This window comes from Myxococcus dinghuensis, from assembly GCF_024198235.1.
Lineage (GTDB): Bacteria > Myxococcota > Myxococcia > Myxococcales > Myxococcaceae > Myxococcus > Myxococcus dinghuensis.
The window spans coordinates 1-23,383 of sequence record NZ_JAKCFB010000071.1 but is presented as its reverse complement, the minus strand read 5'-3'; the positions used below and the strand labels follow the sequence as shown (position 1 = coordinate 23,383).

Here is a 23,383-nt window from a genome sequence, read left to right as displayed (position 1 = left end):
CCCGCGGGCCCCGCCACGCCCCGCCCCCCCCCGCCCGTCCCGGACAACGCGCTCCCGGGGCGGACTGGCGCCAGCGCCCCGGTGGCCCCCGCCGCGCCCCGTGCGGCGCCCGCCGCCTCGCGCTTCGGCCTGGCGGTCATCGCCGGCAGCACGCGGGGCCAGCGCTACAAGCTGCCGGTCACCGGTTGCGTCGTCGGCCGGCAGCGCGGCGCCATCCTCTTCCCGGACGACGCCTTCGTCTCGCCGCTGCACGCGACGTTCCTCGTGAAGGACGGGGGCCTGTTCGTGCGGGACGAGAACAGCGCCTCCGGCGTCTTCGTCACCGTCGCGGGCACGGAGGCCATCGGCGCGCGCACCCTCTTCAGCGCGGGCCTGCGCCTGTTCCGCTTCACGGGGCGGCTGGAGACGCCCGCCCCCGTCGCGGGGCGCCCCACCGTCTACGGCGCCCCCATCCCCCTGGGCCAGGCCGTGTACGGCGTGGAGGAGGTCATCGTCGGCGGCCGAGGGGGGCGCGCGGTGGTGACGGCCGCGCCGCTGCTCACCCTGGGACAGGCCCACTGCGACCTGAGCTTCCCGGGTGACGAGGGGCTCGCCGGTCGCCACTGCGAGCTGTCCCCCACGCCCACCGGGGCGCTGCTGCGGGACTTGTCCGGTGGACTCGGGACCTACGTGCGAATCCCGGCGGGCGAGGAGCGCCCCTTGCGTCCGGGAGACCGCGTCCGCCTGGGCCAGCACGTGCTCCAGGTCGAAACGCTGAGCTGAACCCGCCGCCGTCCGGGGCCCGCCCGCCGGTTCACACCGGGGGGGCGGCCCACACGACGGAGGCTACGGCGAGGGAGGCCGCGCGACCGCGGTCCCCAGCCGCTCCTCGATGAGCTTGCGGGCCTTCGAGTCGGTCACGTCGCGCAGGTGGCGGTTCCACCAGCCCCGCGCCTCGTCCATGTTGTCGCGCTGGAAGTACAGCTCGCCCAGCTTCAGCGCGAGCTCCGGGTCCGGGTTGTAGCCGAACGCATCCTTGTACTTGGTGATGGCGAGCGGGACGTCCTTCTCGAGCGCCGTGTCCCCGGCCTGGACGTTCTTGCGGTACTCCTCCAGGTTGCGCTGGATGCTGGGGATCTGCTTGTCGTAGAGCGGCTGCTCCGCGTCGGACGGGTTGGTGCTGCCCACCTGTCCGGGCACCGGCGCGTTCCGGGGCAGCGGGTAGTACGACAGGTCGTGCCCCGCGCTCCCGGGCCCCATCGTGAAGTAGTAGGCGAAGAAGCCCACCGCGCCGAGCACCAGCAGGACGGTGAGCGACTTGAAGAAGAACCCCAGCCCCCCGCCGCCCGCGCCGGGCTGGGTGGGGATGATGGAGTCCGTCTGCTCGCGCGTGGCGGGGATGGCCGCGGCCGTCGCGGGCAAGGGCGCGAGCACGTCCGGCAGGGCGCGCACCGTCGCCTCCACCGTCATCTCGCTCCCCCACGCCGGTGGCGCGCCGTCGCGCGGGTCGTCGACCTTGCCGCCCGTGGCCTTGCGGGGCAGCGGCGCGAGCACCGCGGACGACTGGGGCCTGCGGGGCGCGGCCTCCGTGCGGCGGCGCTCCTTGTCCACCGCCAGCAGCTCCGCCCGGAACGCCTCCGCGTTGGCCGGGCGATCATCCGGGCTCTTGGAGAGCGACCGCAGGATGAGCCGCTCCATGCCCTGGGAGATGCGCGCCTCCGGACGACGGCGCGAGGGCGGCGGCGGCTCCTCCGTGAGGTGCTTGGTGGCGAAGCCCACGGCCGAGTCGGACTCGAAGGGCAACAGCCCCGTCATCAACTGGTAGAGGATGACACCCACCGCGTACAGGTCCGAGCGGTGGTCCAGTTGCGCGCCCCGCGCCTGCTCCGGCGACATGTACTCGGGCGTGCCGCACACGAAGCCCGCGCGCGTCAGGGCCGGCCCGTCGTCGGTGGAGTCGGTGATCTTCGCGATGCCGAAGTCGAGCACCTTCACGAAGTCCGGCTCGTTGCGGCGCTGCTCCACCATGATGTTCTCGGGCTTCAGGTCCCGGTGGATGACGCCCGCGCCGTGGGCGTCCGACAACGCGCCCAGCACCTGGCTGACGATGCGCACCACCCGGCCCTCGGCCAGGGGCCACTCGCGGCTGAGGATCTGGTGCAGGTCCTGCCCCGCCACGTACTCCATGGCGATGAACAGCGCGCCGTCCTCGGCCTGGCCGAAGTCCAGGACGCTGATGGAGTTGCGGTGGTTCAGGCGGCTGGCGGCCTTGGCCTCCCGCTGGAACCGGGCCACCGTGCGCTCGTCGGACAGGAGCGTGTGGCGCAGCACCTTGAGGACCACGACCTTGTCGAGCGAAATCTGGCGGGCACGATACACCTTGCCCATGCCGCCCTCGCCAATGAGGGCTTCCACCCGGTATTTCTGGGCAATCGTGTTGCCGACGTAGTCGTCAGCATCCGGAGCGCGCACGAGGGTCGCGCCGCACGCGGGACAGAAACGGGAGGATTCTTGGGCGTCAGCGCCGCAGGAGGGGCAGTGCAAGTCAACGTCCCCGAAGGGTGGGGTCGGAAGTTCATCATGTCGCTCGGGTGGTGAGCAAGCCGCGCGCAATGCGCGCAACCGCGCCCCACCCCTGGTAGAACCCCAAAGTCCTCATGGAAGCGATGGAATACTGCCCCCGCTGCGACACAGAAAACCCCCGGGATGCCACCATCTGCCGGGCCTGCGGCTCGCCGCTGCGCTCCGGCACCATGGTCATGGCCGTGGCCAGCGTGTCCTCCCGCCCCCAGGTCTCCATCCGCGTCGTCCGGGCGGACGGAGGCCCGGAGAGCGTCGTGCGCATGCAGCGCGACACCCTCACCTGCGGCCAGCAGGGGGATATCTCCCTCTCGGACGACCCCTTCATCATGCCCGTCCAGGTGCGCTTCTTCTTCTCCGGCACCCGGCTGGCCGTGGAGGACGTGGGGGGCGCCAACGGCGTCTTCGTGCGCCTGCGCCAGGAGCGCGAGCTGCCCCCCGGCGGTGAGCTGCGCCTGGGCCGCCAGCGCCTCGTCCTGGAGCCCATCCCCGCCGCCGCCCAGGGCCCCGGGGGCACCCAGGTCTGGGGCTCGCCGGATCCCGGCTACCGCCTGCGCCTCATCCAGCTCCTGGAGGGGGGGCTCCGGGGAGGGGCGTATCCGCTCCGGGAGGGCGACAACCTGCTCGGACGCGAGCAGGGCGACCTCACCTTCCCCACGGACGGCTTCGTCTCCGGGCGCCACGCGCTCCTCCAGGTGCGGCAGGACCGCCTGACGGTGCGCGACGTGGGCTCCTCCAACGGCACCTTCATCCGCCTGGCGGGCCCCACCTTCGTGGACAACGGAGACCACTACCTCATCGGACGCCAGCTGCTCCGCGTGGAGATCCAGGCGCCCGTGGCCTGAGGTCGTTCCGGGAGGCCAACCCGGTGAAGCCCCGGGCCGCACGGGCAGAACCCGCGCGGCCCCGGGTACCCACGGCGCTCAGCCGTAGGACTTCTCTTTCTTCTCCTGCTCCTCCTTGCAGCGGATGCAGAGCGTCGTCACCGGACGCGCCTCCAGCCGCTTGGGGGAGATGTCCTCCTCGCAACGCTCGCAGATGCCGAACGTCCCGTCCTCGATCCGCGCCAGGGCGCGGTCGATCTTCTGCAGCAGGAACTTCTCCCGGTCTCGGAGCCGGAACACCATCGACTGCGCGTATTCGGATGACGCCAGGTCGATCTCGTCAGGGAGGTCGTCCGTGTCGAAACTGGACTCCTCCACCAGGGTCTTTTTGGCGCTCTCGAGCAGGCTCGTCTTGCTGTCCTCGAGCATCTTCTTGTAACGCTTGAGATCTTTCTGGTTCACAGCCTTCGCTCCAGTACGCGAGGGTTTTGGGCCCTGTCCCCCGAAAAAAGGGCCCGAAAGCTTTATTCATGCACCCTTCGGTGTCAAGCTGACCGGGTCTCGGACCGCGGGCAAAGAGAGGGGCGATTGAGCGAGAACACGAAGTTCGATCGGGAATTCCTGCGCTCGGCCCTCTCCCTGGCGGCCAAGAGCGACGTGGATCACTTCCTCTACATCTGCGACACGCCGATTCCTCCCGAGGAGCTCCGGGGGCGGCCTGCTCGCAAGAAGCTCGTCTACGCCGTGACGCTGGACAAGCTGGCGCAGGAGCACCTGCAACGCAAAGTGCGGGCGCTCGTCATCCCCGCGTACGACTACTCCCGGACCGAGCGGGTCAAGGTGGCGCTCGTCTCCGCCCTCTCGCAGGGCGCCTTCAAGGAAGGCGACCTCGTGCTGTGCATGACCGGCCGGGTGGGCCGCGCTCCCGACACGCTGATGCAGATGCGAATCGGTGGCTCGCTCGACGACCGGCTCGCCATCGAGGGCGTGAAGCTGGGTGACGAGTTCAACTCCCAGGTGGTGGACGCGCTCATCCAACTGGCGCTGCAGATCGGCCAGGAGGGCTTCGAGGGCCACCCCATCGGCACCATCATCACCATCGGCGACCACACGACGGTGCTGGAGAAGAGCCGCCAGATGACCATCAATCCGTTCCAGGGCCTCTCCGAGGCGGAGCGGAACGTCCTCGACCCGAAGATTCGCGAGGCCATCAAGAACTTCTCCGTGCTGGACGGCGCCTTCGTCATCCGCGAGGACGGCGTGGTGCTGTCCGCCGGGCGCTACCTGTCCGCCGCGGACGAGGCGGTGAAGATTCCGCTCGGACTCGGGGCCCGGCACGCCGCCGCCGCCGGAATCACCTCCACCACGCACAGCATCGCGCTGGTGGTGAGCCAGACGTCCGGCGCGGTGCGCCTCTTCAAGAGCGGCAACATCGTGCTGGAGCTGCACCAGACGGCGCGCCGCACCTGAACCGTCAGTCGCCCTGCTCCCGCCGCTCCTCGCGGTAGATCTCCGCGAGGGCGTGCGCCCGCTCCACCTCGTCCCGCGCCGCGTCCACCACCAGGGCCTGCTCGTAGCGGGCCACGCGCTCGCGCAGGGCGTCGGTGACGATGCCGCCCACGGTGAGCCGCGCGGAGGCGCTCTCCCGCTCGCGGCGAAGCTCCGCCACCCGCTCGCCCAGGTCGGCGGCGGCCTCCAGGAGGAGCTTTCCGTCCGAATCCGCCCGCTCCAGCGACTCGCGGGTGGAGACGAGCAGCGCGTCCGCCTGGGCCTTGTCCCGCGCGAGCACCGTCACGGCGTGAGAGTCCCCGCGAAGCTGCGCCGTCGCGCGCCGCTCGGCGATGTCCTCGATTCGCCGGGTGTAGCGGTCCACCGAGCGCGTCAGGTCCCCCTTGAGCGCGAGCAGCGTCGCCGCCGACTTGCGCACCTCGCCGGCCTGGCGCTCCAGGTTCTCGATGAGCTCGTCGAACGCCGCGAGCGGATCCACGGGACGGCGGGGTTCCTTCTTTCGTTTCCAGAGGCCGAAGAACATGGACGTGGCCCGCAGCCTAGCCGAAGGGCCGGCACAGCAGCCGCACACGCGCCAGGGCGTCCCGCACCGAGGGTCCTCCCGCCGACAGCGCGGCGAGGTAGCGCGCGGGAGTCAGGCCGTACACCCCCAGGAGGTGCTGGAGCAGCACCACGCTCTCCGTGGCGCGCTTGTCGGCCGGGGCCAGCGCGGCGGCCTCGACGAGCGCCCCGAGGATGTCCGCCACGCGCCCCACCGTGTCCGGCCCGGGGACCTCCGCGCCGACTGCCCTGGCCGCGCCCTCCGGGAACAGGGCGTCGAACGACGCCTCCACGGCCACGGCGGTCGAGAGCACGCGCCCCGAGGCCAGCGCCTCCAACGCCTCCAGGTGTGGCGCCAGCGCCTCCAGCGACTCCGGCGTGGCCGGGACATCCTGAGGGAGGAGCGTGCGCCAGGGGGTGTCGAACTCCGTGCGCGCCCACTGGATCTCCTCGTCGGAGAGGTGGTGGTAGAAGGCGCGCACGCCCGCGGCGCGCTGCTCGCGCACGAGCGAGCGCAGGTCCGGGTTCTCCTCGCCCAGGGAGATGAAGCTCAGGGCGATGTCCAGCGCCCCCATGGGCGCGCGGGTGCGGCGGATGAGGTCCAGCTCCACGCGGTCCTCGCCGTCGGTGACGAGCACCACGGTGGCGCGCGCGAGGTAGGGGTCTCGCCCCTGCGCGGCCCGGATGGAGTCGAAGGCCGACATGAGCGCGAGCGAGATGTCCGTCTGGCCCTCCGCGGGGGAGTCCCGGAAGAGCCGTTCGATCTGCCGCGTGGCCTCGGCGGCCGTGTCCACGCGCGCCAGCTCGGTGGGCACGTCGTTGAAGAAGCTGAAGTAGATGGGGTCGAAGGGCTCGCCCTTGAGGGCCTTCACGCGCAGGTTGTTCAGCTCCGCGATGATGAGCGCGTCGCGGAAACGGGCACGCGCCCCGTGCATGGAGCCTGAGGCGTCGCAGACGTAGACACGCACCGCCGTGCGCTTCACCTTCCGGGGGGCCACCGGCGGGGCCTCCTCCAGGTACGCGCGCACCAACTGACGGTTCGCGGCCAGGTCGCGCAGCAGCATGCGCGGGTCCGACAGCACGAAGTTGTGCACCTCGTGCAGTCCGCCCGTCGTCTCGTACGTCATCGTCTGCGTGGGATACGGCACGCGACGTGGCACGGTCCGCGTCGCCTTCGTCTCGGCCAGGAGGATCTCCTCGGAGAGCGCATCCTCGACGTCGAAGTAGCGCGCGCACCCCGCCGCCAACTCGAAGGTGGCGAGCTGCTCGGGCCGCAGCGAGAACGCCAGGTCCGCCAGCAACTCGTCGGAGCGGCGGGGACCGGCCTCGGCGGGAGGCTTCGCGTCCGGGCGCTCACCGAACCAGTGAGCCAGCCTGTCGCGCTCGGCGCGCTCGACGAGCGGTGCCAGTCGACCGCGCCCGGGGAGCAGCGGCGCCAACGCCGTGCGCGCCACCGCGGCCAGGTCCGCGTCTCCGGCCTCGACTGCGCGCTCGTAGAGACCTCGCAGTGACCGGTAGGCGAGCTGGGGCTCGTGCCGCGCGGTGTAGCGCACGTGCTGCAGCAGCTCCTCCATGGAGCGCACCGCGGGCAGGGCGCGCGCGCGTTCCCGCGCGTCGGCGACCTCCCGACGGAGGGGCATCCCCCGGTCGCGATCATGGTCGGCGCCCAGGCGCAGGAGCATCTCGTGCGCCACGTCGAGGTCCCTGCGCTTCTGCACCAGGTCCAGGACGTTCTGCCGCGCGCGCAGGGCGAAGCACTCCGCCACCGCCATGCGGGCGCTGCTCGGGGGGCGCTGACGCGCGGCCACGGCGGGGCGCTCGAAGATGTCGAAGTCCTCGTCGAGGCCGCCCTCCTCCTCGTGCGGGCGGGCGAAGAGCTCCGCGACCTTGACGACCCGCGCCACCTGGACGAACGCGCGCTCGACCACCGTGAGCGCGCCCGGGGGCATCTCACCGCCGCGCCAGGCCCGCTCCACGCGGGACACACACTCCTCGACCTCGACGACCACCTGCCCCGCCCGACCCTGGAGCCCGGCGGCCAGCCCCCCCGCGAGCCCCCGGCGCACGCCCAGTTGCCGCAGGAGGAGCGCATCCGCAGACGTGTGGATGCCCACCTTGTCGAGCTCGCGGTCGAGCGCGGCGAGCAGCGGGAGCGACAAATCCACCGGCCCCCGCGCCTTCCGTCCGAAGCCCAGCCACCCGCCGCGCGCGGGGGGCACGGGCTGGCGGAGGGCGTCGATGCGCCGCCGCAGGTCCGTGAGTCGCCGGGCCAGCACGCTCAGCCTCCCCTCTCCGGCTCACCGGCCCCGAGCGACCTCATGCGGCGGTCCGCCGCTCCAGCACCTGACGGCTGTAGCGCCCGAAGTCCTCGTCGATGCCCTTGAGCTGCGCCTCGAGCCGATTCGCGCCCTCGCCCAGCCCACCGGGCAGCTTCCCCAACAGGGACAGGACGCCCTTGAGGCGGACCAGCTCTCCCTCCTTCAGCGTCAGCAGTGGGAAGCGGCTGCGCACCAGCCGGTCCACGGTGCGCTCTGCCTCGGCGCGCTCCTTGAGGGTATCCGGGGCGGGCAGCGACGTGAGCAGTTGGGTCAGCCAGGTGCGCAGGTACTTGACCCGCGACTGGACGAACGCCAGCTCCGCCTGCGCGACGGCGTCCCGGACGGTCTCCGAGAAGAAGGCGGCGGCCCCTCCGACCCGGGCGAACGCCAACTGTCCGTCCAGCCCCACCAGCGCGGCCAGCTCGCCATCCGGAGCCCGCGTGGAGAACTCTCCCCGGTAGTAGACGTACGCGTCGCCACTGAGCACGGCGGCCGCCGCCAGGGGCGGGGGCACCACCTCGCGGGAGAGGAGCCGCGCATGCTCCCGCAGCCGCTCGTCGAGGATCTCCCGGCACTCGACCATGACCTGCGCGACGGGGAGGCCCTCCCGACGCAGGTTCTCCGCCACGGATTGGATCGCACGCGAGAACTGCTCGATGCGGTCGAAGGGCGTGGAGGACAGCACCTCGCGCGCGTAGGTCAGCCCCAGGGGCAGCAGCAGCTCCTCCCTGAAGCCACGGGACGCGGGATCCAACGCGATGAAGGACTGCTCCAGTTGCGCGAGCCGACGGGAGTCGGTGGCGAGCGTCTCGAGCGGATCCCTCCTCCCTCGCGACGCCGTCCCCTGGAACGCCGCGGTCGCGCGCCGCTTGAGCGCGCCCACCACCCGCTGGCGGGAGGCGAGCCCGACGCCCTGGAGGCGCTCGGCCGCATCGGGGAGCCCCTCGCCCACGACGCCCACCAGGTCCGCCGTCCGCGACAGCTCCTCCTCCAGGTTGTCCGCGAGCCCGACCAACCCCTCCAGCTTGAGCCCCTCCTCGAAGTCGGCGCTCTCCGCCGTCAGGGCGATCATCTCCAGCGCGCCGTCGATGAAGCGCGCGGTGGACTCACACAGCGGGAGGAAGCCGGGCTTCAACTCGGGCACCGTGCGGCACAGCTCCAGCACGTCCTGGAAGGACGACAGGAGCGCCAGCCCTCCCCGCCCCTCCCCCTGCCCCGCCATGCCTCGCGCCAGCCGGTGGTCCATGGCCGACACGAGGGCCCGCGCGGCCACCAGCAGGGGAACCCGGTTCTGAGAGTGCCGCGGCCCGGGCACGAGCTTGGCGAGCAGCCCCTTCGCCGCCGCGGAGGCCGTGGCGGGCTGCCAGTTGCGGGAGAGCGAATCGGCCGTCGAGAGGTCCTCGGCCGAGCCCAGGTTCTGGGCCTCGCGGTCCACTCCGCCCCCCAGGTCCTGCCGTACCTTGGCGATGACCTCGTCGAAGGTGCGCTGCTCCAGGCGGACGATCTCCAGCTGCGCGCGCTCGCGGGGATCGACCACCGTCTTGAGCAGGGCCTCCGTCTCCGCGTGTGGCGGGCCGCCCAGCAGGAAGAACCACCGGAGCGCGTCCAGGTCCTCCACGGAGGCCTCCAGCGGCCGCTCCGGCCGCCGGTAGAGCTGGTCCCGCACCACCGCCGCCTTCAAGGCCCACAGCGCCTTCACGGCCGAGCGTTGCGAGAAGTACTTCGTGGGCACGTAGTCGGGCAGCTTGGAGACCTGGGCCGACAGCGCCCGCTCCAGCGCGTCCGCGAGCAGCTCCACGCCCTCCAGCACCAGGCTGGGGACCCGCACCCGCGCCACGGCGTCCTGGAGCAGCTCCAACTGTTGGGACGTGAGCTGCGCGCGCAGGTCCGGCCGAGCCCCCTGGGAGAAGCGCTGCAGCATCGCCGCCCGGCTCTCCTTCCGGGCGAACGCCTTGGGCACGAAGCAGATGAAGCTCAGGCGGTCCGCGAACGCCAGCAGCAGCTCCGGCGAGCGCGCCAGCACCTCGGAGAGGTAGCGGTTGCTCGTCATCACCACGCACTCGGTGCGCCCGGCCGTCACCCGGCGGCCGTGCTTCAGCTCCCGCTCGAAGAGCACGTTGAGGATGGAGCGCAGGAGCATGTCCCGGCCGTCGAAGACCTCGTCCAGGAAGGCGTGCCGGGAGCCGAGCATGCCCTCGTCCGTGAGGTACTCCGTGCGCCCGGTCTCCGTCAGGACCTTGAAGTCCACGGGCCCCAGGAGGTCCGTCTGGACCGTGGACTCCGCGAGCTGCTTGGAGAACAGGGAGGCCACCCCCGTGTGCTCGTCGACGATGCGCCCGAGCACCGCGCTGGCGATGGCGCTCTTGGCCGTCCCGGGGGGCCCCACCACGAGCGCATGCTCCCGACTCAGCAACGCCAGCTCGAGCTGGGTGAAGAGCGTCTCGCGCTCCAGATAGACGTCCCGGAGCTCTCCGAAGAAGTGGCGGAAGGCCCGAGCGGCCTGGACGTATGACGGCGGATGAGATTGCACGGACAATCCGAAGCCAGCGGGGTTGCACCCATGCTACCCGCCGCCCTCCGTCTATTTGAAGTGCAGCGAACAGGCTCCCCCGGAACACTGTCTTCCGGCGAGGCGGAACCGGTACCGGGCCACCACGCCATAGAGGGCGTCGGAGAGCTGCCTCACGCCAGGGAGGTAGTAGAGGGATAGCAGCCGCCCCAGCGGGTGCCTGCCCAGCGCGTGGACGATGGCCTCCGCGCCCTCCACCACCCGACCGTCGGCCAGGACCAGTTGCATGGCCCTCTCGCAGCGCTCGGCCGCCAGACCCGGAAAGGCATCCAGCACGCCCTCGTCCCGGAACGAGCACAGCCGGGCCTCCTCGCCTCCCAACCACTTCTTGAACTCGCGGGCCGCGCCAAGACAGACGCGGCAGTGCCCATCATAGAGCAGCACCGCATGTCCCGGAGGCCTCGTCCACAGTTGCGCGCGCCTGCCCATGCGTGCCCCCCTCTCAGCGCTCGCTCAACGTGTCGTGGAGGTGCCCATGGACGCTGCGCCAGATGTCGTGCTGTCGCTCGATGGGGTCCATGAGTTTCAGCCCCACGGACGTCGCGGGCGAGCTGCCCTGGAAGGCGGAGTACTGCCGCAGCCGGGTGCCCCCCTGCCGGTCATCCTCGAAGACGAACCGGTTCGTTCCTCGTAGGGGATGACCATCCAGCGTGGTGATGTGCACGGTGCTCGCCTCCGGCTCGAGCCTGAAGGTGACCGGGGCCCAGACGGGCGGTGGCCCCTTCTCCTCGAGGAAGACCTTCGCCCTGTCGGTCAGCGTCGCGGTCTCCGGCTTGAGGCGGATTCCCGCCGACGCGAAGACCGGCCCCGGGTTCTTCACGAAGTAGTGGAAGGCGGCCTCGGGTGTCACGCCGGGCATCGAGCTGGTGTAGTCCGTCAGCGACGTGGGCGCGCCGTGGATCGGCGGGTTGGGCTCCAGCATCTTCAGGTGCCCCCGCGCATAGCCATCCACGGCCGCCCCGCCGCGCATCACCAGGCTCGCAGTGGCCGCCTCGGACTGGGCCAGGGTGAAGGCCCCCTGCCGCATCTGCTCGCGCAGGTTCCCGGTGGGACGCGGAGGGAAGGAGCCGCCCACCGCGAAGTCGAATCCACTCCCCTCCCCCGCTCGTGGCCCACACCGAGGCCCCACCACGGGAAGCGGGCTGGACGCACGCCCCGCCCCGCCGCGGAACACCTCCAACGTGCTGGCCTCCGCGCCGGTGGCGGCCTGCTGCGGCTCGCGGAGTGTCGGAGTGGCGGGCTCGTCCGAGGCGGGCGCGGACGGGATGGGGAGTCGGGATGATTCGATACGGGACATGGATGGGCCTCTCGCCAAAGCGTGGAGCCCCACTGCAGTGCATCCAGGCCGCCACCCGCGCGACCAGTCCCCTCAACCGCTTGCGCGTCACGGGCGTCCGGGTTCCCACACGCCCATCCGCCCGCGTGGAGACCCCATCCCGCAAAGCAGGAGGGCCGGCCCCTCCGCGGCTCTTCGCGGAAGCACCGGCCCTCTCGCACTCAACCGGGCCTCACGGCCCCGGCATCACGACTGGCGGAACTCGGCATCCACCACGTCGTCCTTCTTCGCGCCCGGCTGGGCACCCGGCGCCGCGCCCGGAGGCGGCTCACCGCCCGGAGCACCACCGGTGGCCTTGTACATCTCCTCGGCGGCCTTGTAGGAGGCCTGCTGCAGCTTCTCCAGCGCGGCCTTGATGGCGGCCTTGTCCTGGCCCTCTCGGACCTGGTTGAGCTCCGCCACCGCCGCCTCGAGCGACTTCGCCACGTCCGCGGAGAGCTTGTCCTTGTTCTCCTTGATGAGCTTGTCCGCGGCGTAGGACTGGGCCTCCGCCTGGTTCTTCAGCTCCACCACCTCGCGGCGCTCCTTGTCGGCCGACTCGTTGCTGCGGGCGTCGGCGACCATCTTCTCGACCTCGTCCTTCGCCAGACCGGACGAGTGGGTGATGGTGACCTTCTGCTCCTTGCCCGTGGCCTTGTCCTTCGCGCTCACGTTGAGGATGCCGTTGGCGTCGATGTCGAACGTCACCTCGATCTGCGGCACGCCGCGCGGCGCCGGAGGCAGGCCCGTCAGGTGGAAGCGACCCAGGCTGCGGTTGTCCGCCGCCATCTCGCGCTCACCCTGGAGCACGTGGATCTCCACCTGCGACTGGCCGTCCGTGGCCGTGGAGAACGTCTCCGACTTGCGCGTGGGGATGGTGGTGTTGCGCTCGATGAGCTTGGTCAGCACGCCACCCAGCGTCTCCACGCCCAGGCTCAGCGGCGTCACGTCCAGCAGGAGGATGTCCTTCACCTCGCCGGAGAGCACGCCCGCCTGCACCGCGGCGCCCACCGCCACGACCTCGTCCGGGTTCACCGAGCGGTTCGGCTCCTTGCCGAACAGCCGCTTCACCGCCTCCTGCACCTTCGGGATGCGCGTGGTGCCGCCCACGAGCACGACCTCGTTGAGGTCCTTCAGGTCGACGCCCGAGTCCTTCAGGCACTTGCGGCACGGCTCCAGCGAGCGCTCGATGAGGTCGTCGATCATCGCCTCGAACTTGGCGCGCGTGAGCTTCAGGTTGAGGTGCTTCGGACCGGACGCGTCCGCCGTGAGGAACGGCAGGTTGATGTCCGTCTCCGTCGCGCTCGACAGCTCGATCTTCGCCTTCTCCGCCGCCTCCTTCAGGCGCTGGAGCACCATCTTGTCCTTGCTGATGTCCAGCCCCGTGTCCTTCTTGAACTCGGAGATCAGCCAGTCCATGATCCGCTGGTCGATGTTGTCGCCGCCCAGGTGCGTGTCACCGTTGGTCGCGAGCACGTCGACCACGCTCTCGCCCACCTCCAGGATGGAGATGTCGAACGTGCCGCCGCCGAAGTCGTAGACGGCGATCTTCTCGTCCTTCTTCTTGTCCAGGCCGTACGCCAGCGCCGCAGCCGTCGGCTCGTTCACGATGCGGCGCACCGTGAGGCCCGCGATCTCACCCGCGTCCTTCGTCGCCTGGCGCTGGGCATCGTTGAAGTACGCCGGAACGGTGATGACCGCCTCGGTCACCTTCTCGCCCAGGTAGTTCTCCGCGGCCCGCTTGAGCTTGAGCAGCACCTGCGCGCTGATCTCCGGCGCGCTGTACTGCTTGCCGTCCAGCTCCACGCGGGCGTCGCCGTTGGGGCCACGCGCCACCTTGTAGGGGACGAGCTTGGCCTCCTCGACCACCTCGTCGTGCCGGCGGCCCATGAACCGCTTGATGGAGTAGATGGTCCGTTCCGGGTTGGTGATGGCCTGGCGCTTCGCCACCTGGCCGACCAGACGCTCGCCGTCCTTCGTGAACGCGACCACCGAGGGCGTGATGCGGCTGCCTTCCTCGTTGACGATGACCTTGGGCTCGCGACCCTCCATGATCGCCACCACGCTGTTGGTGGTGCCCAGGTCGATCCCAATAATCTTGCCCACGGTTCGTATCCTCCGGAAATGACTGCGTTTTCTGCAGAAGCTCCTGATGTACGCCCAACGTAACCACCCACCCCCCCGTGTCAAACCGGGACGTGGCCCCGTGGGCCCTCGTACTCAAGGTGCTACCGCCGGGTGCGTAGCGCAGTGCGCAGACCCGGTTTCACCTCGCCTGGCCGGTCGATTTCGTTGATTCCAGAGTCGGCCGGCCCCTCCAAACCCCGGCCCGCCGCGTCACGACCTCGCCACCTTCACGGCACGGGTGCGTAACGCGCTCTACACCGCCGTCACCCCGCGGTAGCAACCTGGCGAGCATTCGATGAGCAACCGACGCTTCAACCTCTTGGAATAACTGAAGCAGGCAGGCGCTAACGCCTCGCGTCAGGGCTTGGCAATGAAACTGCACATTGCGGCGAGCGTCGCCGGCGGGTTCCCCCACCCGCACCTACCCTGGAGCCTGCCCCATGCTGGTTCAGCCCCTGCGTGCCCCGGACCTCCGCCGTGCCGCCACGTCGGACGTGGCCGAAGCGCCGAAGGTCGCGGTGCTGCTCAACGCGAACGCCCGCAAGGTGGACGCCCGGGTGGTGAAGTCGTTGTCCCACATCGTCCCGGAGCAGGACCTGTTCCTGTCCCGCTCCCCGCTCGACGGGCGGCGCATCGCCCAGACGGTGCTGGAGCGGGGCTACCCGATGGTCTTCACGGGCGGGGGCGACGGCACCTTCATGGGCTTCGTGAACGAGGTGCTCCAGCTGGTGGGCCCCAAGGGCCGCTTCGCCGGCCAGGAGGCGCCGCGCTTCGGCATCCTCAAGCTGGGCACGGGCAACGGCATCGCCGCGCACGTCAACGCCTCCGGCACCCGGGGCGACGGCCTGCTCAACGACGTCCTGCGCGCCCGCGCCAGCGAGGTCCCCGGCTTCCGCCCCATGGACCTGCTGATGGTGGACGGGCAGCGCGCGCCGTTCGCCGGGCTGGGCGTGGATGGCAAGGTGCTCAACGACTACATCTGGGTGAAGGAGAACCTGGGCAAGGGCTTCTTCAAGAGCGTCCTCACCGGCAGCGGCGGCTACTTCTCCGCGGTGGCGTGCAAGACGGTGCCGCACTACCTGACCCACTCGACCTGGGTGGAGTGCGAGGTCGTCAATGGCCAGGCCGGCGAGGCGTACCGGCTGGGCGCGGACGGCCAGCCCCTGGGCGAGCCGGTGGCGCCGGGCGAGCTGATGTTCCGGGGCAAGTTGATGATGGCGGCCGCGGGCACCATGCCGTTCTACGGCTATGGCTTCCGCATGTTCCCCTTCGCCTGTGGTCGCCGGGGCTTCATGCAGCTTCGGCTGGGCCAGGTGGCCACCACGCAGGTGCTCGCGAACCTGCCCCGCCTGTGGAACGGCCGCTGGTTCCCGGAGGGCATCCACGACTTCCACGCCCGCGAGGTCCACGTCCGCTTCGCCCGCCCCATGCCCTTCCAGGTGGGCGGCGACGCGGCGGGCTACCGCGAGTCGGTGTCCCTGTCCGTGGCGCCCGAGTCCATCGAGCTCATCGACTTCAACGGCGCGATGAACTGAGCGCCGGGGGCCTCCGCCGGAAGGCGGGAGGCCGACCTCGCGAGGCTAGCCGCGATCCCGCGACGCCGGCGGCTTCTCGCCCGGCTCCTTGCGGCGGCCCACGAAGAACGCGTAGCTCACCACGGCCTTGCCGTTGTTCTCGCGGTGCAGGGCCAGCTCCTCACGCAGCGCCGCCGCGCGGGGACCGGAGGTGGGCCGCAGGTTGGCCTCCACCTCGCGGTAGTAGTCATCCAGCTCCACGTCGCTCAGCGTCTCGGAGGACTCGGGTTCGTACCCGTGGGCCTCCAGCGCCTGGAGCAGCTCGCCCGGGTGGAGCAGCGGCGCCCCGACCCGGCGCTCCCAGAACGCCTGGGCCGCCTTGGGGAGGACCCGGACCACCCGCGAGGGGAACGTCAGGCCCACCCGCCCCCGCTTCACCAGCAGCCCGCGCAGTCGCGTCAGGCCGTCCTTCAGCGGGTACAGCACGCGGCCCTGCACCAGGACGCCGTGGAAGGCACCCTCCGGCAGGCCGAGCGCGTCCAGGTCCACGCCCCGAGTCTCGACGCGCTCCGAGAGGCCCTGGTTGCGCACCCGCTCACGCACGGACGCGACCACGTCCTCGTCGGTGTCGGCGGCGACCACGGAGCACCCCAGCTCCCGGGCCAGCAGCAGCGCCGCGGCGCCATCCGCGCCACAACCCAGCACCAGCACGTTCGACCCCGGCTCCAACTGGGCCACCTTGGCGAAGCGCCGCGTCACGTCATCCGAGCTGAACGCGCGCCGGGCGTCCGAGGGGTGGAACAGCGGGAAGGGCTCTGCCGGGCTCATACGCTCCTCATATACCCAACCCTGGCGGGACTTCCAGAGACGGCAAGGGCCCCCGTCACCGAGGGCCCCCGACTACGCGGCGTCTGCCTCACAGGTAGTAGACGACGCGGGGGTCCTTGTGGAGCTCGTCGTAGATGGAGCGGCGGTGCTCCTCGGACAGCAGGTAGACCGACACGCTCAGCGACACGTACTTGCCCTTGCTGCTGGGCTGCTCGCGGATGGAGTCCGGGGAGATCTCCGAGCCCATGAGCCGCCGGAACAGCTCGCGGACATGCTCGGCGAACCCCGGCCCCTGCATCCCCATCACCTTGAAGGTGTAGACCGAGGGGTACTCGATGAGGGGCTTCTTCTCCTCGACTTCCACCCCCGGAGGGGTCTCTCCCGGACCGTCCTTCTTCATGACACGTCTCGAAGCTCCGCCCGCCCCAGGGGGCGGCTAGAGCAGGTTGGCGGCCAGTTCGGCCAGGGCGCTGCGCTCGCCCTTCGCCATGCTGATGTGCGCGGCGATCTTCTCGCTCTTGAAGCGGTTGACCACGTGCACCAGGCCGTTGTTGGTCGAATCCACGTAGGGGTTGTCGATCTGGAACGGGTCCCCCGTGAGGATGATCTTCGTGTTGTCGCCCACGCGGGTGATGATGGTCTTCACCTCGTGGGGGGTGAGGTTCTGGGCCTCGTCCACGATGATGAACTGGTTGGGGATGCTGCGCCCGCGGATGTACGTGAGCGGCTCGATCTCCATCAGCCCCAGGTCCAGCAGCTCGTGATAGCCGCGTCCGGCCTTCTTGTCCGCGCGGCTGAGGTTCATCAGGAACTCCACGTTGTCGAAGATGGGCTGCATCCAGGGGTTGAGCTTCTCCTCGACGCTTCCCGGCAGATACCCGATGTCCCGCCCCAGGGGGAAGATGGGTCTGCTCACCAGGAGCTTCTGGTACAGGTTCTCCTCGGTCACCTTCTGGAGTCCGGCGGCGATGGCCAGCAGCGTCTTGCCCGTGCCCGCCTTGCCGACGATGGTCACCAGCTTGATGTCGTCGTTGAGCAGCAGGTCCAGGCAGAAGGCCTGCTCCATGTTGCGCGGGCGGATGCCCCACGTCCCCTCCTTGCTCTGGCGCAGGAGCGGCACGAGCTTGCCCTTGAGCCCGTGCAGCCGGCCCATGGCGGTGTGCGAGGGGTTCGTCTCGTCCTTGAGCAGCACGAGCTGGTTGGGGAAGAGCGAGTCGGGGTCCGGCAGGTCGACCTCGGCCCCGGGCTTGTACATCTGGTCCACCAGCGCCTTGGGGACGAGCCGCTCGGTGAAGCCGGTGTAGAGTTCGGTGATTTCGACGCGCTCGGTGTCGTAGTCCTCGGCGATGAGGCCCAGCGCGTCCGCGCGGATGCGCAGGTTGGTGTCCTTGGTGATGAAGACCGCCTGCGTCTCCGGCTCCTGCTCCATCAGGTCGATGGCCACCGCGAGGATGCGGTTGTCCATCAGGTTGCTGTCCGCCATGGAGAGCGGCAGCTCGCGCTCGGTGAAGCACACGCGGAGCATGCCTCCCCGGGGCAGCGGCACCCCCTCCTTCAGCGAGCCCTCCGCCCGGAAGCCGTCCAGGTAGCGCGCCACCAGCCGGGCGTTGCGCCCCAGCTCGGAGAGGTCGCGCTTGAACTGGTCAATCTCCTCGATGACGTAGATGGGGATGATGACGTTGTTGTCCTCGAAGCCGTAGATGCTGCGGGGATCGTGGAGCAGGACGTTGGTATCGAGGATGAAGTTCTTTCGCATCGTGGGTTGCGCGACCTGATTGGTTCGGGTGCGACCGCTGGGGACCATGCGACGAGGCGGAGTCTGACGCCCCATCCAATATAGGCAGCACCTCCCACGGAAGCAGCCGGGTTTGCGTCGGGATGTCGGTTGTTCGAAACCCCACGCCCGCATTCCTCGGAGGGCCATGAGCGGCAACGCCCGGACCCGGGGTCACAGTCCCGCCACGCCCTGGGAGCGGCGGGGTCGGTCAGTGCGCCACCACGGGAGCGAGCGGATCATACCCGAGCTGCTCCGCCAGTCGCTCGGGCGGTGCTCCTGGGGGCATGCGCTCCCAGGGGAAGCGCTGCTGGAGCGCCTCCTCGTCGAGCGAGAGGGGCTGCCGCCGGACACGGTCCCGGGCCTCGAGCCACGCCCTCGCCTCGAACGCGCGGAGCACCCGGCGGTGGACGGGGGCCACCATCGGCATGGGGGTGAACGGGGCGGCATGGCCCTCGGCGTCGCGCATGCAGCCCAGCTCCACGGCCCAGGCGAGCAGCCACCGGGGGCGCTTCTCGCCCGCCTCGCGCAACGCGAGGAACCGACCCTGGGCCGCGCCGTCCACGAAGCGGAAGCGCCGGTCGTAGACGCACGCTGCGGCGAAGGTGGACGGCGTCAGGGCCAGCGCCTCCGCGCCGATGCGGTGGGCCATCAACATCAAGAGCTCGAGCACGGGCGCGGAGAGGGCGAGTCCCGGATGGTTCTGGCCAGGCAGCGGGGGGCGGTGCCAGTCGAAGGCGCGCCCGGGGTTCTGGAGGAGGAGCGCGTCGACATAGAGCAGCGGCACGGTGGCGAGGGAGTCGTCCAGGCCGACCTCCGCGCCGGTGGTCTTGCGCAGGGCGACGTCGACCACGGGGACGTAGAAGCGCCGGCTCCACAGGCTGATGCGGGGGCGGTAGGGGTCGTCGCCCAGGATGCGCAGCTCGGTGGGGCCCACCCGCTCCTCGGCGCGCTGGAGCAGGCCGTAGGTGCGCAGGGCCCGCTCGAGCCCCTCGGGGCTGTAGGTGCCGAAGAGGAGCTCTCCGCGGGGGTTCTGGGTATCTCCCAGACCGAGGTCCTCGAGCGAGAGTTCCTCGGTTCCGGACGTGGCCAGGTCCACCCCGCTCAGTTGCTGGTAGATGCGACGGAAGCGGGGGTTGATGGGCAGCGTCCGAGGCATGGGTGCCTCCTAGTCGTAGCGAATGTCGACGATGGTGAGGTCGATCTCTCCCCGGGGTCTGCGGACCTCGACGGTGTCGCCCACGGCCTTGCGCAGGAGCGCACGGCCGATGGGGGACTCCACGCTGATGCGACCTCCGGAGGCGTCGATTTCATCGGACCCGACAATCTGGTAACGGGTGCGCGCGCCGTCCTCGTCCTCCAGGGTGACGGTGGCGCCGAAGTAGACACGTTCACGGTCGGTTTGTTCAGAAGGCGTGACGATGGTGGCGGTGTCCAGGCGCCGTTGTAGGAAGCGGATGCGCCGGTCGATCTCCCGCAGGCGCTTCTTTCCGTAGATGTACTCCGCGTTCTCGGAGCGGTCGCCCTGGGCGGCGGCGGCGGAGACCTCGGCGGTGACCTTGGGGCGCTCCTCGTTGAGCAGGCGGATGAGCTCCCGGTGCATGCGCTCGGCGCCCGAGCGGGTGAGATATCGCCGGAAGGGGGCCTTCTCTGCGCCCTCCTCTTCGTCTTCGGCTCCGTCGAGTTCCTCGGGGGGGACATCCTGTGACATGGAGCCTGTATAGCGTCCCTGGCTGACGGAAGGCGCGGGCGGTGCCCGGGGCGTTCACGGGCGAGCGGTGGCGTCCCGTCAGGAAGCGGAGCATGCGCTCGCCAGTGGAAAGCGCGCCGGAGTGCTGCTAGGAAGCGCCTGCCTCCGGGCCCTGGAGGGCCACTTTCGGTGGCGGACACAAAAGAATAAGTGCGAGTCGCTAGCTCAGATGGTAGAGCACCGGCCTTTTAAGCCGAGGGTCGGGGGTTCGATCCCCCCGCGACTCATGCAGTGACGACGTCCCCGTCGTCTAGAGGCCCAGGACGCTGGCCTTTCAAGCCGGTAACACGGGTTCGAATCCCGTCGGGGACATTGGAACAGCCCCGTAAGTACCCGAAAACAAAGGGTACTTACGGGGCTGAACCGTTCATAGGGGTTCGCTGGAGTCCGGTCGATTACGTACGGATTGCGTACGGAGATCGACCCCAGGAATCGCCGCGTCCGGGCTAGCCTTCGACTGGACCACCGGTACGACTGCTGGTCGTCCCTCAAGAGCCACCTGGCTTTGGTCTATGCCCCCTATCACGGCGCTCGAACGGGCCTGCCCGCTGCCGGGATGCCTCGCTGCGACCTCCCTGAGCGAGCAGCATTCCGGGCACTAACTTGATGCGCATAGGCCGTCAGCGATCTATCTACCGTCACGTCCGGACTTCGGAGCAGGACGGCTGAAGCGGGGGAATCTGAATGAGCAGCATGGAGATGCCGAAAGGCGCGGATCTTGCGGTTCGCTGTCACGATGTGGCTGTCAGCCTAGATGGCAGGCAGGTGGGCGAGTTCGAGGACCTAGTCCTGCTCGGGATGGCCGTCAGGCTCGCCCTCCAGATGCGTGGATTGCCGGCCGTTCCTTATGAGCTGCTGCGGAAGGTCGGCCTCCATCTGGTCAAGATCCCTGCTACGAGCTTCAATGCCGTGCTCAAGCTGCTCGAAGAGGCAGAGTTCGTGAGGGTGGTGACGAGCACCTCTGGCAAGGCTGTTATCCCCACCGTCCCCTACTACGAGGACTTTTTCGAGCAAGCCGGAGCCGTGGCGAACTCGAAGAGCCTTAACGAGCACGAGCAGCTGACGCTCATGCTGGTGAACCAGCTGGCCAATAGCCCGACGCCCCTGAGCTCGTTCTACAACCTGGGCGCCGAAAAGAAGCTGGTGGACAGTGCGACTACCCTTGGCAGGGATGCCGGCTATCTCAGTGTCCGGCGAGCCCGCGGCAAGAACGTTCTCACGTCGCCGATCTACTTCGCCGAGCACGCTGACGCGTTTGCTGATCTTGTGGCAGGTGCCGGCAGCAATAGGGTGACCAGGGTACTCTCTCTGCTGGCAACCCATCAGGGCTGGCCCTTTCAGGTGATTCTCTCGACCGGGAAGATCGGCGAGGAGGTACTTAGTCAGGAAGACCTCAACATCGTGAGGGCCCTCGCAGGGGAAGGCTTTGCCGCGCCGCCCGCGATTCAGACGCCACACTCGGGACTCACGCACTTCCTGTTCTCGCCCCAGCGCACGTCCGCTCGCCTTCGTCCAACCGAGCGCCACCTTCATGAAGCAGCCATGGCTCTCGTGGCCGCCGTGCGGCAGGGTCAACTCCTGCCAGCGGCGTATAGGATCCGCTCTCCTAAAGCCATCCTCAACGCACTCCGCGACCGTGGGTTCATACGCGCCAACACCGAGTCTCGCCACCAGTACAACAAGCTCGCAGTACTCCGCGTCGGGAGGCTAGAGCACGTAAGCGGTGACTGGTACAAGTTCGTCCTCCTAGAGACGGAAGAAGCGCGCGAGGTCGTGAATAGGGCACTGGCACTCATCAGCAACGACGCACCGAGGGTTGCAACGGATGAAGAAATCACCATGGCCCTCATGGGAGGGGAGGACTATTTCGACTCCCTGATCGGACGTCAGCGTCTCGTCCAGCAGTCTCAGGTCACGGCCTCGGAGGAAACTATGCAGGAAATCAACGATCTCCTCCTCCGAGGAATGCCATGAAGGACACGCCTCTGAAGTCGATGTTGTTCAAGCACTTCTGGGCCCAGCGCTTCTTCGTCCAGGCCGAAGTGGACATCTTCCCCGTTGGTGGCGTCAGCCGAACGCGGAAGGCGATCACCGACATCGACGTGTACGCTCTGCGTCCGTCGCGTGCTCTTACGTTTGAGCGCGTCCTAGGCGACTGCAAGACGCTGAAGTCCCAGTCTCCCGTTCAGCGGGCGCTCTGGGTGGCGGGCCTCATGAGGCTCCTTGATGCCCATGGCGGCATCATCATGCTCACCGCTCCCGGAGGTATCGAGCAGGACCACAAGCTGACGGCCGACGAGCTTGGCATCACGCTGCTCTCTGTAGAGGACTTCCCAACCTTCGACAGAGCACTGCTTCCGCCGCTCGGCTCTTCCGGAGTCACGGTTGAGCCGTCCGACATTGAGAAGATCCACGGCGTCCACAACCATTTCCCCGCGCTGTACCCGCTCTGCGAATACCTCACCTCAACGGCATGGCAAGAGCCTACCTTCGGCGCACTGATTCGACATGTCCTGGGGATTCTTCGCAGCCTCAAGGGAGAGTTCGATCCGAAGCGCACCGAGCACGAGGCGCTCCTGTGTGACACTGCAGCGGTATTCGCCGTGGGACTCGCCGAATGCGCGGGTAGAGTATTCAACCAGTATCTGCACCCCGCCAAGAAGACAGAACTCGCCGACTCTCTAAAGGCGCTGCTCTGGGGGGGCAGAGAGAGCTACGAAGCCTACCAGAGCATCCGCGCCAAGCTGGTGGCATCTCGTGGCTTCCGAGCCGATCTCTCCGACGAGGATCCAGGGCTGCCCGAATGGAACGGGTTCGTCCAGGTCGTACGTCAATATCTTGAGACGCCAGCAACAGCCTTCCATGTCCCTTGGCTTCTACGCGCGTACGCAGTTACGCTCCTGAAGGGCGAGTCATTCAATTCCATTCCGCTCACGCGGAGTGACCTGCACCTGTTGAAGCTCGCGATGTTCACGCTCGACTATGTCTGTCGGGCAGCAGGGGTTCCCAAGGAATTTGCCGACCTTGTCACTTATCCGCTCATCCAAGCGCAATCTCAGTTCGCATTAGCCCCCGCCGCAGCGGTGCCAACGGTTGAGCTGCCGGCGCAGGATCCATTTCAGATAAAGCTGTTCTAGGCAGCGCGCCTGCTGCTGCTGTAACGGCAGCGGCACGTTCAAAGCACAAGGAGTGGGGGTAGCCACTTACTCCCGCCGCTCAGGCCTGCCTACGAGCCACGCAGCCGCACTGCGTGGAGAGCAGCCCCGAGGTCGGGTCAGGGCCACGGGGCTCCGAGCGGGCCCATGATGGTCTTCCGGCCTGGATCCACACATAAACAAGCGAACTTGACTCTCGAACAGACGCCTACGCCAGGCTGCTCGCTCGCTACGGCGCCGACCTGTATCGGCGCCCCGCGATTCCCTTGTGGAGTTGCCCCCGTCAAATCGGACATGGTCAGTGGGGTGAAGCGGCGAGTCGAAACTCTCTCGGGGAGCGCATCTTCAGCGCCTTGTGAGGGTGCACGGTGTTGTAGTCGTGAAACCAGGCGGGGAGCTGCTGGAGGACCGCCTCGGCGCTCTCCAGACGAGCCAGGTGCACGTAGTCGCGCTTGAAGCTCTTCACAAAGGACTCCGGGTCGTGTCCCTATAAGTGTGTAGTCGGCGAGGAAGGGCGAGCGGGAAAGAGGGAAGCTCCTCGGTGAAACCAAACCGAGATGGTCCTCCTTTGGCGAGGAGGCCGAGGAGTTCCCTGCCGTGG

The 23,383-nt window shown here is 69.1% G+C and carries 19 protein-coding genes, 2 tRNA genes and 1 pseudogene; 8 read left to right on the top strand and 14 right to left on the bottom strand.

The annotated features are described in order from the left end of the window. On the top strand, positions 1–762 hold a 762-nt coding region (locus LZ198_RS41355; protein WP_253977692.1), incomplete at its 5' end, for an FHA domain-containing protein. A gap of 63 nt (positions 763–825) precedes the next feature. Here LZ198_RS41355 and LZ198_RS41350 read toward each other — a convergent pair. Continuing rightward, positions 826–2,523, bottom strand: a complete 1,698-nt coding sequence (locus tag LZ198_RS41350; RefSeq protein ID WP_253977691.1) for a serine/threonine-protein kinase — start codon at positions 2,521–2,523, stop codon at positions 826–828. Positions 2,524–2,636: 113 nt separating this feature from the next. Here LZ198_RS41350 and LZ198_RS41345 point away from each other — a divergent pair, with 113 nt between their 5' ends. Next, positions 2,637–3,404 carry an FHA domain-containing protein gene (locus LZ198_RS41345; protein WP_253977690.1) on the top strand — a complete coding sequence of 256 codons (768 nt, stop codon included), beginning with the start codon at positions 2,637–2,639 and terminating at the stop codon, positions 3,402–3,404. A 78-nt stretch (positions 3,405–3,482) separates the two neighbouring features. Here LZ198_RS41345 and LZ198_RS41340 read toward each other — a convergent pair whose 3' ends face one another. Continuing rightward, the gene (locus LZ198_RS41340; RefSeq protein WP_234072101.1) at positions 3,483–3,845 is read right to left on the bottom strand and encodes a TraR/DksA family transcriptional regulator; all 363 of its coding nucleotides are present in this window, start codon (positions 3,843–3,845) and stop codon (positions 3,483–3,485) included. Positions 3,846–3,971: 126 nt separating this feature from the next. On the opposite strand from LZ198_RS41340, the gene LZ198_RS41335 reads away from it, so the two are divergent. Continuing rightward, entirely contained in the window at positions 3,972–4,853 is an 882-nt protein-coding gene (locus LZ198_RS41335) for a DNA integrity scanning protein DisA nucleotide-binding domain protein (protein ID WP_253977689.1), read from the top strand. Positions 4,854–4,857: 4 nt separating this feature from the next. Here LZ198_RS41335 and LZ198_RS41330 read toward each other — a convergent pair whose 3' ends face one another. From LZ198_RS41330 to dnaK, 6 genes are all read right to left on the bottom strand, one after another. Beyond that, positions 4,858–5,415 carry a PspA/IM30 family protein gene (locus LZ198_RS41330; protein ID WP_253977688.1) on the bottom strand — a complete coding sequence of 186 codons (558 nt, stop codon included), beginning with the start codon at positions 5,413–5,415 and terminating at the stop codon, positions 4,858–4,860. A gap of 16 nt (positions 5,416–5,431) precedes the next feature. Continuing rightward, the gene (locus tag LZ198_RS41325) at positions 5,432–7,708 is read right to left on the bottom strand and encodes a vWA domain-containing protein (protein ID WP_253977687.1); all 2,277 of its coding nucleotides are present in this window, start codon (positions 7,706–7,708) and stop codon (positions 5,432–5,434) included. A gap of 40 nt (positions 7,709–7,748) precedes the next feature. Continuing rightward, entirely contained in the window at positions 7,749–10,280 is a 2,532-nt protein-coding gene (locus tag LZ198_RS41320; RefSeq protein WP_253977686.1) for an AAA family ATPase, read from the bottom strand. Between the two features lie 51 nt (positions 10,281–10,331). After that, positions 10,332–10,748 (bottom strand): thiol-disulfide oxidoreductase DCC family protein, encoded by a 417-nt coding sequence (locus LZ198_RS41315; protein WP_253977685.1) that lies wholly within the window; start codon positions 10,746–10,748, stop codon positions 10,332–10,334. Between the two features lie 13 nt (positions 10,749–10,761). Continuing rightward, positions 10,762–11,616, bottom strand: coding sequence for a hypothetical protein (locus LZ198_RS41310; protein ID WP_253977684.1), 855 nt, complete (start codon positions 11,614–11,616; stop codon positions 10,762–10,764). 225 nt (positions 11,617–11,841) lie between these two features. Next, positions 11,842–13,740 carry a molecular chaperone DnaK gene (gene dnaK / locus LZ198_RS41305; protein WP_253977683.1) on the bottom strand — a complete coding sequence of 633 codons (1,899 nt, stop codon included), beginning with the start codon at positions 13,738–13,740 and terminating at the stop codon, positions 11,842–11,844. 461 nt (positions 13,741–14,201) lie between these two features. Between dnaK and LZ198_RS41300 the strand changes: the two genes are divergently transcribed. Next, entirely contained in the window at positions 14,202–15,296 is a 1,095-nt protein-coding gene (locus LZ198_RS41300) for a diacylglycerol/lipid kinase family protein (protein ID WP_253977682.1), read from the top strand. 45 nt (positions 15,297–15,341) lie between these two features. On the opposite strand, the gene LZ198_RS41295 is transcribed toward LZ198_RS41300, so the two are convergent. The 5 genes from LZ198_RS41295 to greB all read right to left on the bottom strand — a co-directional run bounded on the left by LZ198_RS41295 (position 15,342) and on the right by greB (position 19,588). Further along, the gene (locus tag LZ198_RS41295) at positions 15,342–16,103 is read right to left on the bottom strand and encodes an SAM-dependent methyltransferase (protein ID WP_253977681.1); all 762 of its coding nucleotides are present in this window, start codon (positions 16,101–16,103) and stop codon (positions 15,342–15,344) included. Positions 16,104–16,191: 88 nt separating this feature from the next. After that, positions 16,192–16,503 carry an HP0495 family protein gene (locus LZ198_RS41290; RefSeq protein ID WP_253977680.1) on the bottom strand — a complete coding sequence of 104 codons (312 nt, stop codon included), beginning with the start codon at positions 16,501–16,503 and terminating at the stop codon, positions 16,192–16,194. Positions 16,504–16,539: 36 nt separating this feature from the next. After that, positions 16,540–17,859: a PhoH family protein gene (locus tag LZ198_RS41285; protein WP_253977679.1), complete on the bottom strand. Its 1,320-nt coding sequence runs from the start codon at positions 17,857–17,859 to the stop codon at positions 16,540–16,542. A gap of 229 nt (positions 17,860–18,088) precedes the next feature. Beyond that, positions 18,089–19,036 (bottom strand): deacetylase, encoded by a 948-nt coding sequence (locus LZ198_RS41280; RefSeq protein WP_253977678.1) that lies wholly within the window; start codon positions 19,034–19,036, stop codon positions 18,089–18,091. 9 nt (positions 19,037–19,045) lie between these two features. Next, on the bottom strand, positions 19,046–19,588 hold the full coding sequence (greB, locus tag LZ198_RS41275) for a transcription elongation factor GreB (protein ID WP_253977677.1): 543 nt from the start codon (positions 19,586–19,588) through the stop codon (positions 19,046–19,048). Between the two features lie 193 nt (positions 19,589–19,781). Between greB and LZ198_RS41270 the strand changes: the two genes are divergently transcribed. The 4 genes from LZ198_RS41270 to LZ198_RS41255 all read left to right on the top strand — a co-directional run bounded on the left by LZ198_RS41270 (position 19,782) and on the right by LZ198_RS41255 (position 22,764). After that, positions 19,782–19,854 (top strand) — tRNA-Lys (locus LZ198_RS41270). 12 nt (positions 19,855–19,866) lie between these two features. Further along, positions 19,867–19,939: transfer RNA gene (locus tag LZ198_RS41265), tRNA-Glu, on the top strand. A 372-nt stretch (positions 19,940–20,311) separates the two neighbouring features. Further along, the gene (locus LZ198_RS41260; RefSeq protein ID WP_253977676.1) at positions 20,312–21,601 is read left to right on the top strand and encodes a hypothetical protein; all 1,290 of its coding nucleotides are present in this window, start codon (positions 20,312–20,314) and stop codon (positions 21,599–21,601) included. Beyond that, on the top strand, positions 21,598–22,764 hold the full coding sequence (locus LZ198_RS41255; RefSeq protein WP_253977675.1) for a hypothetical protein: 1,167 nt from the start codon (positions 21,598–21,600) through the stop codon (positions 22,762–22,764). The genes LZ198_RS41260 and LZ198_RS41255 overlap by 4 nt, the downstream gene beginning before the upstream one ends. 316 nt (positions 22,765–23,080) lie before the next feature. Here LZ198_RS41255 and LZ198_RS41250 read toward each other — a convergent pair. Then, positions 23,081–23,257: pseudogene (locus LZ198_RS41250) on the bottom strand (integrase core domain-containing protein); the annotation flags it as partial. Between the last annotated feature and the right edge of the window lie 126 nt (positions 23,258–23,383).

Bases quoted from the DNA above. Each gene is read 5' to 3' on its own strand.
- LZ198_RS41345 (WP_253977690.1), top strand. From the start codon at position 2,637: ATGGAAGCGATGGAATACTGCCCCCGCTGCGACACAGAAAACCCCCGG.
- LZ198_RS41330 (WP_253977688.1), bottom strand. From the start codon at position 5,415: ATGTTCTTCGGCCTCTGGAAACGAAAGAAGGAACCCCGCCGTCCCGTG.
- LZ198_RS41315 (WP_253977685.1), bottom strand. From the start codon at position 10,748: ATGGGCAGGCGCGCGCAACTGTGGACGAGGCCTCCGGGACATGCGGTG.
- LZ198_RS41310 (WP_253977684.1), bottom strand. From the start codon at position 11,616: ATGTCCCGTATCGAATCATCCCGACTCCCCATCCCGTCCGCGCCCGCC.
- LZ198_RS41300 (WP_253977682.1), top strand. From the start codon at position 14,202: ATGCTGGTTCAGCCCCTGCGTGCCCCGGACCTCCGCCGTGCCGCCACG.
- LZ198_RS41295 (WP_253977681.1), bottom strand. From the start codon at position 16,103: ATGAGCCCGGCAGAGCCCTTCCCGCTGTTCCACCCCTCGGACGCCCGG.
- LZ198_RS41290 (WP_253977680.1), bottom strand. From the start codon at position 16,503: ATGAAGAAGGACGGTCCGGGAGAGACCCCTCCGGGGGTGGAAGTCGAG.
- LZ198_RS41285 (WP_253977679.1), bottom strand. From the start codon at position 17,859: ATGCGAAAGAACTTCATCCTCGATACCAACGTCCTGCTCCACGATCCC.
- LZ198_RS41280 (WP_253977678.1), bottom strand. From the start codon at position 19,036: ATGCCTCGGACGCTGCCCATCAACCCCCGCTTCCGTCGCATCTACCAG.
- greB (WP_253977677.1), bottom strand. From the start codon at position 19,588: ATGTCACAGGATGTCCCCCCCGAGGAACTCGACGGAGCCGAAGACGAA.
- LZ198_RS41260 (WP_253977676.1), top strand. From the start codon at position 20,312: ATGAGCAGCATGGAGATGCCGAAAGGCGCGGATCTTGCGGTTCGCTGT.
- LZ198_RS41255 (WP_253977675.1), top strand. From the start codon at position 21,598: ATGAAGGACACGCCTCTGAAGTCGATGTTGTTCAAGCACTTCTGGGCC.